This window comes from Stenotrophomonas sepilia (genome assembly GCF_003244875.1).
GTDB lineage: Bacteria > Pseudomonadota > Gammaproteobacteria > Xanthomonadales > Xanthomonadaceae > Stenotrophomonas > Stenotrophomonas sepilia.
The window spans coordinates 44,344-57,763 of sequence record NZ_LXXZ01000049.1 but is presented as its reverse complement, the minus strand read 5'-3'; the positions used below and the strand labels follow the sequence as shown (position 1 = coordinate 57,763).

Annotated in this window: 12 protein-coding genes; 6 read left to right on the top strand and 6 right to left on the bottom strand. The window is 64.2% G+C overall.

The genetic code is table 11. The annotated features are described in order from the left end of the window. The first annotated feature begins 173 nt into the window (after positions 1 to 173). The 4 genes from A7X97_RS09420 (at position 174) to A7X97_RS09405 (ending at position 5,201) form a co-directional block, all read left to right on the top strand. Positions 174 to 794 (top strand): hypothetical protein, encoded by a 621-nt coding sequence (locus A7X97_RS09420; RefSeq protein ID WP_072167834.1) that lies wholly within the window; start codon positions 174 to 176, stop codon positions 792 to 794. Between the two features lie 454 nt (positions 795 to 1,248). Further along, entirely contained in the window at positions 1,249 to 3,753 is a 2,505-nt protein-coding gene (locus A7X97_RS09415) for an AAA domain-containing protein (protein ID WP_245884973.1), read from the top strand. A 74-nt stretch (positions 3,754 to 3,827) separates the two neighbouring features. Next, positions 3,828 to 4,712: a hypothetical protein gene (locus tag A7X97_RS09410; protein ID WP_111007850.1), complete on the top strand. Its 885-nt coding sequence runs from the start codon at positions 3,828 to 3,830 to the stop codon at positions 4,710 to 4,712. Positions 4,713 to 4,826: 114 nt separating this feature from the next. Then, positions 4,827 to 5,201: a hypothetical protein gene (locus tag A7X97_RS09405; RefSeq protein WP_072167922.1), complete on the top strand. Its 375-nt coding sequence runs from the start codon at positions 4,827 to 4,829 to the stop codon at positions 5,199 to 5,201. 35 nt (positions 5,202 to 5,236) lie between these two features. On the opposite strand, the gene ribD is transcribed toward A7X97_RS09405, so the two are convergent. The 6 genes from ribD to A7X97_RS09375 all read right to left on the bottom strand — a co-directional run bounded on the left by ribD (position 5,237) and on the right by A7X97_RS09375 (position 9,980). Next, positions 5,237 to 6,322, bottom strand: coding sequence for a bifunctional diaminohydroxyphosphoribosylaminopyrimidine deaminase/5-amino-6-(5-phosphoribosylamino)uracil reductase RibD (gene ribD, locus A7X97_RS09400; protein ID WP_072167921.1), 1,086 nt, complete (start codon positions 6,320 to 6,322; stop codon positions 5,237 to 5,239). 136 nt (positions 6,323 to 6,458) lie between these two features. Beyond that, a complete protein-coding gene (gene nrdR, locus A7X97_RS09395; protein ID WP_005415256.1) occupies positions 6,459 to 6,980 on the bottom strand; it encodes a transcriptional regulator NrdR in 522 nt (173 codons plus the stop codon). Positions 6,981 to 7,124: 144 nt separating this feature from the next. Next, positions 7,125 to 7,574 carry a hypothetical protein gene (locus tag A7X97_RS09390; protein WP_088496290.1) on the bottom strand — a complete coding sequence of 150 codons (450 nt, stop codon included), beginning with the start codon at positions 7,572 to 7,574 and terminating at the stop codon, positions 7,125 to 7,127. A gap of 27 nt (positions 7,575 to 7,601) precedes the next feature. Beyond that, on the bottom strand, positions 7,602 to 8,021 hold the full coding sequence (locus A7X97_RS09385) for a hypothetical protein (protein WP_111007849.1): 420 nt from the start codon (positions 8,019 to 8,021) through the stop codon (positions 7,602 to 7,604). Positions 8,022 to 8,088: 67 nt separating this feature from the next. Next, positions 8,089 to 9,342: a serine hydroxymethyltransferase gene (gene glyA / locus A7X97_RS09380; RefSeq protein ID WP_057494411.1), complete on the bottom strand. Its 1,254-nt coding sequence runs from the start codon at positions 9,340 to 9,342 to the stop codon at positions 8,089 to 8,091. Between the two features lie 185 nt (positions 9,343 to 9,527). Next, on the bottom strand, positions 9,528 to 9,980 hold the full coding sequence (locus A7X97_RS09375) for an RcnB family protein (RefSeq protein ID WP_111007848.1): 453 nt from the start codon (positions 9,978 to 9,980) through the stop codon (positions 9,528 to 9,530). Between the two features lie 252 nt (positions 9,981 to 10,232). Between A7X97_RS09375 and ettA the strand changes: the two genes are divergently transcribed. Both ettA and A7X97_RS09365 read left to right on the top strand, forming a co-directional pair. Beyond that, positions 10,233 to 11,897 (top strand): energy-dependent translational throttle protein EttA, encoded by a 1,665-nt coding sequence (ettA, locus tag A7X97_RS09370; protein ID WP_005415249.1) that lies wholly within the window; start codon positions 10,233 to 10,235, stop codon positions 11,895 to 11,897. Between the two features lie 183 nt (positions 11,898 to 12,080). Continuing rightward, positions 12,081 to 13,397 (top strand): NCS2 family permease, encoded by a 1,317-nt coding sequence (locus A7X97_RS09365; RefSeq protein ID WP_072167830.1) that lies wholly within the window; start codon positions 12,081 to 12,083, stop codon positions 13,395 to 13,397. Positions 13,398 to 13,420 lie beyond the last annotated feature (23 nt).

Below are 13,420 nucleotides of genomic sequence, written 5' to 3'. Positions count from 1 at the left end.
GGATCCCTTTCCGCAGGAAAGGGCTCTGACCCCGACCACGTCTGGCCAGCCTGTGACGGCCGTCTCTCGCATTTTGTAAAACTTTCATTAAAATCCGCAGCGGACGACATGAGGTCGCCACGGGCAGCCGCGAGGGCAGGCCCGCCAATGGACTGAAACTCACAGGAATTTCCATGCGCAAGATCCTGATCGTGGCCGCCCTGCTGGCCGCCGCCCCGTTCTCGGCTTCGGCCGAGGCCCTGAGCTACACCTACGTTGAAGGCGGCTGGACCCAGGTCCAGGTTGACGACAACCTGCTGGACGACCCGAAGGTCGACGGTGGCTACCTGCGCGGTTCGGTCGCGCTGGCCGAGCAGGTCTACGTGTTCGGTGGCTGGTCGCGCACCAGCAAGACCCGCCACTACGGCGAAGATTCGCTGAAGCTGGAACTGAACCAGCCGGAGCTGGGTATCGGCTACCACATGCCGTGGACCGACCGCCTGGACTTCACCGCCGATGCCGCCTGGGTGCGCCAGAACGCCGAATCGACCCTGCGTTATGACGGTGTGCGTTACCACGGCAAGGACCACACCAATCTGGGCCGCGTCACCATGGGCATCCGCGGCAAGCCGTCGCGCATGACCGAAGCCTGGGTCAAGGCCGGCTACATGGATGGCGGCAACAACTACAAGGGCACCTGGGTCGGCACTGTTGGCGGCCAGATCAACTTCACCAAGACCTGGGGCCTGGTGGGCGAGATCTCCGGCTACCGCGACGTCACCCAGTACTCGGCCGGCGTCCGCGCCAGCTTCTGATCCAACGGTCGCTCCTCGTCGTGCGATCGAACGGGCCCCGCAAGGGGCCCGTTTTTTTTGCCCACACACAACCGCCGCGCAAAAATCCACCACAAGTACCATCTCTTCTGAGAAGACAATCGAAACAGCGTGCCAATCCTGGAGCAAAGTTCTGGCGAAAAACGTGGCACCATGAATGACAGGCGCGAAACAAAGCGACATGGAGCTATCGACAAAAGGTCGATCCGCAGTCGTTCGCAAGGCATTCAAGGAACGTATGGCCTCTATCCATATACACGGCGTGGACAGGACCGCAGACATCCAGCAGTGGTCGATCCGGCACGACAGCCAGCATGGACTGCAGCTGAAGTGCACCTACCACGGAAGGAAGACGGCCTCGTATCCGCTCAACGATTGCGTGATATCTCCCAGCAGAACTCTGGGCCAGACGCTGTTGAGGAAGAAGAGAAGCACGATGGTCAAGTCCATCGCCAAGGCCGTCATCTATGGTGAGAGCTACGCTGTCGTGCACTATCCGGGTCGAGAAAAACCCTATGTTTACAAGATGGATGGACTTGTACTCGCAACACCGACGTCATTGAAGGAAGAAGCAGTCTTCCGCTACTTCTCTGCAGTCGCCAATAGGCGCCGGGAGCGCTCCGAATCCAAGGCCGGAATTGATGCAAACATCGTGCGGCAGCTGGAGGCGCTTTCCAGCAGCCCTGAAACGGCATTACACGCATACTGCACGGCACGCAACAGCGTTCAGCGCGTTGATCAAGGCCTGATCTATCCCTTCGGAGTGAACGAAAGCCAGCTCGCAGCGGTTGAGAATGCGTTTCGTGCTCAGATAAGCGTGATTGAAGGCCCGCCAGGAACCGGAAAGACCCAGACCATTCTCAACATTCTGGCCAACTTACTGCTACGAGGCCAGAATGCCGCAGTGGTCTCCAACACGAACTCAGCCGTAGAAAACGTCTATACCAAGCTGGAGAAGAGCGGACTCGGCCATCTGGTTGCGAAACTTGGCAATCGGGACAACAGGAAAGACTTCTTCAACGCACTCCCCGCGAGGCCCACATCGGAACCGCCCAACTCCCTGCCCCTTCGGGAAGTCCACGCCTTGCTGGAGCGTGTGAAACAACACCTTCACGACAAGAACGAAAGTGCAAGATTGCAGGCCGATCTGGATGAGCTTGTCGTGGAGCAGCGTTACCTGAAGCAATGGCAGGAGAGCAGCAGACTACCGGCAGACGTGGCTCTGGACAAGTACAAACTGACTCCAAGCAGAGCAACGGACTTGATGGCCTACCTGAACCATCTAGGGGAACGGCGCATACGCCTGAGAGATAGAGTCGACCTGATCCTGAGCTTCAGGATATTCCGCACTGCTCCATTCGCGTCAATGGATGATCGCCTGTCGGCCTTCCTCTCATTGCAGATGCATTACTACGAAACCGCAATACTGGAAAAACAGGCCGAGCTGCGCGCCTGTCGTGCGCGGCTGGAGAGCGCAAGTTTTGATGCCTTACTAAATTCATTGAGAGCCGCCTCGATGGATCATCTGAAAAAGCATCTTCACCAAAATGCACCACCCTCGGCCAACTTCGGCGCCCAGGACTACCGCACAAAATTCGACGCGTTCGTGCAGCACTTTCCAATCATATGCAGTGGCACGCATTCGATCGTCAACTCGATCGCGCCTGGCGCGATCCTCGACTACATGATCATCGACGAGGCGTCCCTACAGGACATCGTACCTGGCATTCTTGCATTGGGCTGCGCGAGAAATCTTGTCGTAGTCGGCGACAGTCGGCAGCTGGCACACATACCGGTAAAAATTGGAGTACCGGCACCTTCCGACGCCTATGATTGCGAGCGCTTCAGCCTGTTGGATTCCTGCATCGCGGTATTCGGGAAGGATCTCCCGCGAACCCTGTTGAAAGAACACTACCGCTGCCATCCTAGAATTATCCAGTTCTGCAACCAGCAGTTCTACAACGGCGCACTTGTTCCCATGGGCGAGGATTCAGGAGACGCCCCACTTCGGCTCGTGGTCACAGCGAAGGGCAACCACGCACGTGAGAACGCAAACCTGCGCGAGCTGGATTCTCTTAAAGAAATCATCGAAGGCGACGGCGATCCAGTTGGCATTGATGCCGAAGGCCGGGGCTTCATCGCTCCATACCGTGCACAGATTTCATTGTCGGAAACTAAGCTCCCCGCAGATTTCGCGAAGGACACGATTCACAAGTTTCAAGGCAGGGAGTGCGACGAAATAATTCTTTCCACAGTACTGGACAAGAAACGATACAACCAGGAGCCAGAACGGCTCGCATTCGTAGATGACCCACGCATGGTCAATGTTGCCGTGTCAAGGGCCAAGCGGCGCTTCACGTTGGTAACCGGCGATGATGTATTCGCAAACGGCAACGGTCACATCGCGGCGCTGATCCGCCATATTACTTACTATGCGCATCAACACCACCTGATACGCGCCCCGGTGGTCTCGGCGTTCGATCTGCTTTACGGCGAGTATGACCGGTCCTTGGACCGACTGAATCAACGGCTTCGCGCAAGCGACTCACGCTACCGTTCCGAGCAGATCGTAGCCCAATTGCTTCGACAGGCACTATCTACCCCAGCACATCAACGTATGGTGGCACGCTCGCAAGTCCGGTTGAACCAGATCTGTAGCCCTGACAGTACGGTGTGGTCGGAGCGCGAGAGTGGCTTCATGAAGCGCTCAACCTGCGACTTCGTGGTCTACCTCAAGGTAGGAAAGAAGCCCATCGGTGTCATCGAAGTCGACGGCGGCTTCCATGACAGGCCCGATCAAAAGTCACGGGATGCGCTCAAAGACTCGATCCTCGCTAAGGTAGACATCCCGATACTTCGGCTGAAGACCATCGAAAGCGCCGTCGAGGAACGGATCAATACATTCATTGGCCGCTGGGGCCAGCACAACGTGGAAGCCTAGAGCCGAAATCAGTGGCCGCACTTTGTTACCTCGATGCGCTAGGCTTGCGCGCCTCTGGAACAGGAAACACCGTCATGAAGACTCCCCTGCGTACCCTGCTGGCCAGCGCCCTGCTGGCTGCCCCGCTGCTGGCCAGCGCCGCCCCGGCCACGCTGACGCCCGAACAGGCCTTCGATCTGTATGCCCGCGTCCTGCTGGAAGACGACGCCGCCGCGACCCGCACCCTCAACGATGCGCTGAAGCCCGCCTTCGACGGCCAGGACGCGGTAACCCCGAACCCGGGCGCATTGGCCAAGGCGCTGGCCGAACCGTGGCAGGTCGTGCTTGCCAGCACCGGCGCCAAGGCCGACGCGGCCGCCAGCGAGGCGATGTATGCCAAGGCCCTGCGTGATTCGAAGTGCCGCGCCAGCAAGAGCGTGATTGAAGACAACGAGTACGTGGACGACCAGAAGCTGGCGCGCATCACCTTCAGCTGCCAAATGCCCGACCTGGGCAAGGTACGTCCGCTCTTCGCCGCCAGCCTTGCCGCCGACGCCAGCCCGGCTTCGCGCAAGCAGTTCACCGACGCTTACAGCCAGGCGCTGCAGAGTGGCGCGCGCGTGCCGGTCAGCGGCACCTTCACCCTGTACCCGGCCAAGGACAACGGCTACTGGTACAGCGGCAACTTCGATGATCTGGTGGGCAGCGTGACCGGGGCGCTGGCACCGTTCGAGGAATGGATGCAGGACGTGCAGGCGGCCAGCGCACCGAAGGTGACCGGCGTACCCGGCTGCGACCTGCTGCTGCAGCAGCACCGCAGCTGCGTGGCGAAGGTCGCACCCGACCAGATCAGCGGCGTGGATGCGATGGCCGAGGAACTGAAGGCCAAGGCACAGCTCAAGTCAGCCGATGAGATGACGCAGGAGTGCAAGGCACTGCGCCCGATCGCCGAGATGATGTGGACCGACGAGTGCCCATAAGCACGACGTAGCGCCGTTGCCTGCAGCAGGATCAACGGCACTTTCAGAACCGTTGCATGGTCTTGCGCACACTGCGTGATCAATGCTGTTGCCCTCTTCCACGAGGGCAACAGCATGAAGCACCGCATAACCTCGACCACGGTCCTGCTTGTCGCGCTAATGGCGTGCTGGCAGGCCGAAGCGTCCAGACCCAGGACCTTCTACGTGCAACCTTCGGTTGCCTTCGAGTCGACCCAGCTGCGCGACCGCGACATCGACGCGCAACTGAGCGAGAACGACGATTGCCGCGCGTTCCTGCAGTACCACGATCAGTGCGCACCGTCGGTACTGCCGGACGAGTACGACCAGGGCATCAGCCGGCGCAGGCTGCGGTGGAAGTCAACGCAGCTGACGGGAGAAGCACTCGGTGCCTACTGCCGTGACCTGCATGTGCTGTGGAAGCAGCAATGGAAAGAGCAGTGCCCCGCCCACGAGGACGAGGGCACCTGACAGCGCCGGAACGGGGCCAGTGCCCCGCCATTGCCTCACGGGCGCAACAGCAGCCGGATGTCCTCGCCGATCTGGCGCTGGTCAACCACGTGCAGGCGACGCTGCTGGTCCATGGCATCGATGCCCAGGCCGGCCAGCAGCGGACGACCGTTGTCGCCCAGCAGCGTGGGCGCCTGATACAGCAGCAGTTCGTCCACCCAGCCAGCGCGCAGCAGCGCACCGGCCAGTGTCGCGCCGGCTTCGGTATGCACCTCGTTGATGCCGCGCTCGGCCAGCAGCGCCAGCACCGCGCCCAGGTCCAGCCGCCCTTCAACGCAGGGCACGCTGGCAAATTCGGCGTCGGCCGCATCCGGCGCACTGACCGCCGCATCGTGCAGGTACAGCGTCGGCGCACCGCCCTCGCGCACACGGCTGCATTCGAGCGAGCGCAGGCGCGAATCGAGCACCACGCGCAGTGGTGGCATCACTTCGGTACCGGCCAGGCGCACGGTCAACATCGGGTCGTCGGCCAGCACGGTATCGGCGCCAGTCAGGATCGCACCGGCGCGAGCGCGCCAGTGCTGCACGTCCTCGCGCGCGGCCGGCCCGGTGATCCACTTGGAGCTGCCGTCGGCCATCGCGGTGCGGCCATCGAGGCTGGCGGCCAGCTTCACCCGCAGCCACGGGCGGTTGCGCTCCACGCGCGACAGGAAGCCCTTGTTGAGCTCGCGCGCCGGCGCCGCCATCAGTCCTTCGGCAACCTCGATACCCGCATTGCGCAGCAGATCGAAGCCACCGCCATCAACCTTCGGGAACGGATCGCGCATCGCCGCCACCACGCGCGTCACGCCCGCTTCAATCAGCGCCAGTGCGCACGGCGGCGTGCGCCCGTAGTGGGCACAGGGCTCCAGGGTGACGTAAGCGGTCGCACCGCGGGCCTCGCTGCCGGCTTCGCGCAGCGCGAACACCTCGGCATGCGGGCCGCCTGCGCGCTGGTGCCAGCCCTGCCCTACCACGCGTTCGCCGTGGGCGATCACGCAGCCGACCATCGGATTGGGGCGGGTGGTGTAAGCGGCACGTTCGGCCAGACGCAGCGCGTTGGCCATGTGCAGGTGGTCGAGGACGGAGAACGAAGGTGTCATGCGGCCATGGTAACGCCGCCGGTGTGGATGCACGCCATCGGCAGATCCACGCCATGCGTGGATGGACACCTCCGTGCCAACCAAGGTTGGCCCCCACCAGATCATGGGCGCCTCCGTGCCACCACAGCGGTGTCGGTCAGCCCTTCTTCTTCTTGGTCAGGGCGATCACATCGCCCAGCAGCTGGAGCTGTTCGGTGCTGGACGGCAGGTCGCGCTCGAGCTTCTCGATCTCCTCGCGGAAATCGGCCACGTCCTCGAAGCTGCGGTAGACCGAAGCGAAGCGCACATAGCCCACGTGGTCGAGCTTGCGCAGTTCGTTCATGACGAACTCGCCTACCTTGATCGAGGGCACTTCGCGCTCGCCGCTGATGCGCAGCTGGTGCACCACCGCACGTACCGCCGCTTCGATCTTGTCTTCGGGAACCGCACGCTTCTGCAGCGCGCGGTCGAACCCCGCGCGGACCTTGCGCTGGTCGAACGCTTCACGGGTGCCATCGCTCTTGACGATGGCCGGCAGCTTCAGCTCGACCGTTTCCAGGGTACTGAAGCGCTCGCCGCAGGCTTCGCATTCCCGCCGACGGCGAATCGTCGCGCCGTCTTCAGAGACGCGCGAGTCGATGACCCGGGTATCGGCATGTTGGCAGAAGGGGCAATGCATGGAACGCCTGGCTCAGGGAGCAATTGCCACCATCATGGCAGCGTCGCAAAGGTACCTGAGAAAGGGCGCCGCAGCAAATGCTGCCTGCGCGGAAGCGCCTGCATTCTGGCCACCCAGCGTGTCCGACGAGTTGGGGAGCCCGGCTCAACCCGGTGCGGGCGGCGGCGATGCCACGCGTGCCCAGCGCAGCCAGGCCAGGTGCCCGGCCATCACCAGCAGCGGCGGGCCAAACCCGAGAAAGCCCAATGTCGAGATCTCGCCATTGCTGATCGTGGAGTACAGCGTGGCGACGACCACGCCCGACGCGGCCAAGCCACCCAACGCCAAGCCGACCCAGGCCACAACCGGTGATTGGCGCAGGCCGGCAACACCGCGCCACAGGAACAGCCCGCTCAGCCACAACCACGACAGCAGGCCGATGATGCCGGCCGACGACCACAGCAGCAACAGCGTGTACTCGTCGCCCGTCAGGTACTTGCCGTCCCATACGGCCATCAGCCCCAGCATGGCACCCGTGCCGCCTGCCGCCACGGTGGGCAGGCCTACCAGCAGGCCGGCAATCGCCATCGCGCGTTTGTGCAGGCGCTCATCCATGCGTTCGATGTCCTTCCATGGGCCACGTCATGCGCGGCGCTTGATCCACACCAGCATCGCCGCCGGCACCAGCATCGATGGGCCCAACAGCAACAGGGCGATGCCTTCGGCGTGGACGGTGATGCTCCACCACAGCGCCAGCCCCAGCGGGGGTACGGCGGCAAGACCGCCGGCCAGCAGCAGCCACCACCAGAGGCGATGCACCTGCAGCCCGGCACGCCCCTGCAGCAGATACCCGGCGCTGAGCCACAACCAGGCCAGGCAGCCGGCAATGCCGGCGACGCCCCAAACCGGCATCACCGTCACCGCGGCCAGCGTGCCATGGCCGAACTGGCCCAGCCCCGTCAGCAGCAGCATCGTCGCCGCGGCACCGCCCACCACCAGGCTGGGCAGGCCGAATGCCACCGCCAGGGTGGCGTACAGATACTTGAGGCGGCGCTCATCCATGCGCGGGATTCCTGGTGACGGGGTCAGAGCCCTTCCCTGCGGGAAGGGATCCGACCCCCTGCGCCGATCAGCCGTAGACCGGGTACTTGCGGCACTGCGCGCTGACCGCGTCGCGCACGCGGGCGATGACGGCATCATCGTTCGGCGCGTCCAGCACGTCGGCGATCCAGTTGGCCAGGTCCACGCAGTCCTGCTCGACGTAGCCACGGGTGGTCACGGCCGGGGTGCCCAGGCGCAGGCCCGAGGTCACGAACGGAGAACGCGGGTCGTTCGGCACCGAGTTCTTGTTGACGGTGATGTGAGCCTTGCCCAGCGCCGCTTCCGCATCCTTGCCGGACACGTCCTTGCCGATCATGTCGACCAGCATCAGGTGGTTCTGGGTGCCGCCGGAAACGATCTTGTAGCCGCGCGCGATCAGCGTGTTGGCCATCGCCTGGGCGTTCTTCACCACCTGCTGCTGGTACGCCTTGAAGCCCGGTTCCAGCGCTTCCTTGAAGGCCACGGCCTTGCCGGCGATGACGTGCATCAGCGGACCGCCCTGGATGCCCGGGAACACGATCGACTGCAGCTTCTTGACCAGGTCTTCGTCGGCGCCCTTGGCGATGATGATGCCGCCACGCGGGCCGCGCAGGGTCTTGTGGGTGGTCGAGGTGACGACGTGGGCGTGGTCCAGCGGGCTCGGGTAGACGCCGGCGGCGACCAGGCCCGCGACATGGGCCATGTCCACGAACAGGTAGGCACCGACCTTGTCGGCGATGGCGCGGAAGCGCGCCCAGTCGATCACCTGCGAGTAGGCGGAGAAGCCGGCCACGACCATCTTCGGCTTGTGCTCCAGGGCCAGGCGCTCGACCTCGTCGTAATCGATCAGGCCCTGGTCGTTGACGCCGTACTGCACGGCGTTGAACAGCTTGCCCGAGGCATTGACCTTGGCACCGTGGGTGAGGTGGCCGCCGTGGGCCAGGCTCATGCCGAGGATGGTGTCACCCGGCTGCAGCAGGGCGAAGTACACGGCCTGGTTGGCCTGCGAGCCGCTGTGCGGCTGCACGTTGGCGTAGTCGGCGCCGAACAGCTGCTTGAGGCGGTCGATCGCCAGCTGCTCGGCGATGTCCACGTATTCGCAGCCACCGTAGTAGCGCTTGCCCGGATAGCCTTCGGCGTACTTGTTGGTCAGCTGGCTGCCCTGGGCTTCCATTACGGCCGGGCTGGTGTAGTTCTCGCTGGCGATCAGCTCGACGTGGTCTTCCTGGCGCTGGGTTTCAGCGGCGATGGCCTTGGCCAGTTCGGGATCGTAGGTTTCGATGCGGACGTCACGCGGGAACATCGGGTACTCCAGCAGGCAGGGAAAGGGGTACGGCTCAGCCCCTGATTGTAGCCCCGCACCGGCCTGCCGGGGCCGGAAAGGCCGGGGCCGGCACTCCCGAAGGAATCCGGCCCCGTATGGTTTCGAGGGACGTTGTGGGATCACAGCCCTTTCCGTGGAAAGGGATCCGACCCCAGCCGCGATCCTCAGCGACTGTTGATGATGTAGTCGGCGATGATGCCGGTCGCCACCGCCACCAGCAGCATGTTGCCGCGGTCGTCGCGGATCCAGTGGTGCCCATACGGCGGGCGGCGCAGGTGGTAGCGCGGGTAGTCGTTCACCACATAGATCGGGCCGCGGTAGTAATCGCGGTAGCGGTGGCCGACCTTCCAGCCGTAGCCCGGGCCGTAGGCCGGGCGGTAGACCACGCGCGGCGGCGGCGGGGCCGGACGGTAGTAGCGGTCGTGGTCGCGGTGCCAGTCTCGGCGGTCGCGCTCCCAGTCGCGGCGTGCCTCGCGGCGGTCGCGTTCCCAGTCACGGCGGTCCTGTCGCCATTCGCGGCGGTCCTCGCGCCACTCGCGGCGGTCATGGCCGCGACGGTGGTCGTTGTCGGCAAAGGCCGGGGCCACGGCGCTGGCCATTACTCGATTGATGCGCATGTCAGACCTCTGCTTGGGTGGTGGTGAGCCCATATTGCGCACCCGATCTGAACCGTTTCCGGCTGGAAACGCTTCCCGCTGCAGGACTGTGACGAAGTATTCAGGCCGCGGCCAGCCCGCGCCCCTGCCACGGGCGCGGCCCGGAACCGGTTCCGGCTATAATTGACGGTATTCCTTTCCAGTCTGTGCCCGCTGCCACAACGGGATGTTCCCGTGATGGGCCGGGCGCAGGGCCGCGCCTACGGAGACCTCATGTCCTCGCAATACATCTACACCATGAACCGCGTGTCCAAGGTGGTCCCGCCCAAGCGGCAGATCATCAAGGACATCTCGCTGTCCTTCTTCCCGGGCGCGAAGATCGGCCTGCTGGGCCTGAACGGCGCCGGCAAGTCCACCGTGCTGAAGATCATGGCCGGCGTGGACACCGATTTCGAGGGCGAGGCCCGCCCGCAGCCGGGCATCAAGGTCGGCTACCTGGCACAGGAACCGGAACTGGACCCGAACAAGACCGTGCGCGAGTCGGTCGAGGAAGGCGTGGGCGAAGTGCTGCAGGCCCAGGCCGCACTGGAAGCGGTGTACGCCGCCTACGCCGAAGAAGGTGCCGACTTCGACGCGCTGGCCAAGGAGCAGGAGCGCCTGGAGGCGATCCTGGCCGCCGGTGATGCCCACACCCTGGAAAACCAGCTGGACGTGGCTGCCGATGCGCTGCGCCTGCCGCCGTGGGACGCCAAGATCGCCAACCTGTCCGGTGGTGAAAAGCGCCGCGTGGCACTGTGCCGCCTGCTGCTGCAGAAGCCGGACATGCTGCTGCTGGACGAACCGACCAACCACCTCGACGCCGAGTCGGTTGAATGGCTGGAGCAGTTCCTGGCGCGTTACACCGGCACCGTGGTGGCCGTCACCCACGATCGCTACTTCCTGGACAACGCCGCCGAGTGGATCCTGGAACTGGACCGCGGCCGCGGCATTCCGTGGAAGGGCAACTACACCGAATGGCTGGTGCAGAAGGATGAACGCCTGAAGCAGGAAGAAAACCAGGAAAAGGCCCGCCAGAAGGCGATCCAGAAGGAACTGGAGTGGTCGCGCCAGAACGCCAAGGGCGGCCGTTCCAAGGGCAAGGCCCGCTTGGCCCGCCTGGAAGAGCTGCAGTCGCAGGACTACCAGAAGCGCAACGAGACCAACGAAATCTTCATCCCGCCGGGCGAGCGCCTGGGCAACATGGTGATGGAGTTCAAGAACGTCTCCAAGAAGTTCGGCGACCGCCTGCTGATCGACAACCTGTCGATGCTGATTCCGCCGGGCGCGATCGTCGGCATCATCGGCCCGAACGGCGCCGGCAAGTCGACCCTGTTCAAGATGATCACCGGCCAGGAAAAGCCGGATTCGGGCGAGATCGTGATCGGCCCGACCGTGCAGCTGTCCTACGTGGACCAGAGCCGCGACAAGCTGGAAGGCAACCACAACGTCTTCCAGGAAATCGCCGGCGGCCTGGACATCCTCAACATCAACGGCATCGAGATCCAGTCTCGCGCCTACATCGGCCGCTTCAACTTCAAGGGCCAGGACCAGCAGAAGATGGTCGGTTCGCTGTCCGGTGGTGAGCGTGGCCGCCTGCACATGGCCAAGACCCTGCTGCAGGGTGGCAACGTGCTGCTGCTCGACGAACCGTCCAACGACCTGGACATCGAAACCCTGCGCGCGCTGGAAGACGCGCTGCTGGAGTTCCCGGGCAACACCTTTGTGATCTCGCACGACCGCTGGTTCCTGGACCGCATCGCCACGCACATCATCGCTTTCGAAGGCGACTCGCACGTGGAGTTCTTCCAGGGCAACTACCGCGAGTACGAGGAAGACAAGAAGCGCCGGATGGGCGATGACGCTGCGCCCAAGCGCCTGCGCTTCAAGGCGCTGAAGTAAGGCAACCGGAAAGGCCGCGCTCGCGCGGCCTTTCTCCTTTCGGTAGGTCACCACCGTTGGTGGTGACGCTTTGAAGCGTACCGACCAACGGTCGGTACCCACCACCAACGGTCGGTACCCACGTTCTGCATTCGGGTAGGTCACGACCGTTGGTCGTGACACCTTATCGTCGCGAGAATCTCCATGTCCCTGTTCGAGCGCATGTTCCAGCTGCAGCAGCACGGCACCACCGTGCGTACCGAGCTGCTGGCCGGCATCACCACCTTCCTGACGATGTCCTACATCGTCTTCGTCAACCCGGAGATCCTCGGCACGACCGGCATGGATGCGGGTGCGGTGTTCGTGGCCACCTGCCTGGCCGCCGCGCTGGGTTCGGCGGTAATGGCGCTGGCGGCCAACTTCCCGGTCGGCATGGCACCGGGCATGGGCCTGAACGCGTTCTTCGCGTTCACCGTGGTCGGCGCTGCCGGCCTGCCGTGGCAGCAGGCGCTAGGGGCGGTGTTCATCTCCGGACTGGTGTTCCTGGTGTTGTCGCTGACCGGTGTGCGGGCATGGCTGGTGTCGGGCATTCCTTCGTCGCTGCGCTCGGCGATCGTGGCCGGCATCGGCCTGTTCCTGGCGATCATCGCACTGCAGAAATCCGGCGTGATCGTCGGCAACGAAGACACGCTGGTGGCGCTGGGCCCGTTGAACACGGCGCCGCCACTGCTGGCGCTGGCCGGTTTCCTGTTGATCGCAGTGCTGGAAGCACGCCGGATCCGCGGCGCGATCCTGATCGGCATCCTGGCGGTGACCGGTGCGGGCTGGGCATTGGGCGACGTGCAGTACCAGGGCCTGGTCTCGCTGCCGCCGAGCCTGGCCCCCACCTTCCTGCAGCTGGACCTGCCGGGCCTGCTGCACCATGACGGCGGCGCACCAATCGCGGTGCTGCTGCAGGTGGTGCTGGTGTTCGTGCTGGTGGAAGTGTTCGATGCCACCGGCACCCTGTACGGCGTGGTCGGCCGCGCCGGTCTGCTGAAGCTGCCGGGCGCACAGAAGCGCTTCGGTCGCGCGTTGCTGGCCGACAGCACCGCCATCGTGGCCGGTTCGGTGCTCGGCACCAGCAGCACCACCGCTTTCGCTGAAAGCGCCTCGGGCGTGCAGGTGGGTGGCCGTACCGGCCTGACTGCACTGGTCGTATCGGCGCTGTTCCTGGCCGCGCTGCTGTTCTCGCCGCTGGCGGCGATGGTGCCCAGCTATGCCACCGCACCGGCGCTGCTGTTCGTGGCCGGCCTGATGCTGCGCGAACTGGTGGAAGTGGACTGGAGCGACCTGACCGAATCGGTGCCGGCCGCACTGTGTGCGCTGGCGATGCCGTTCACCTATTCGATCGCCAACGGCCTGGCATTCGGCTTCATCGCGTATGCGGCGCTGAAGGCCGGCACCGGGCGCTGGCGCGAGGTGCATCCGGCGGTGTGGCTGGTGGCGGTGTTGTTCGCGCTGCGCTACGCGTTGGAATAATCGGGGGGCGATGCCGGCCAGCG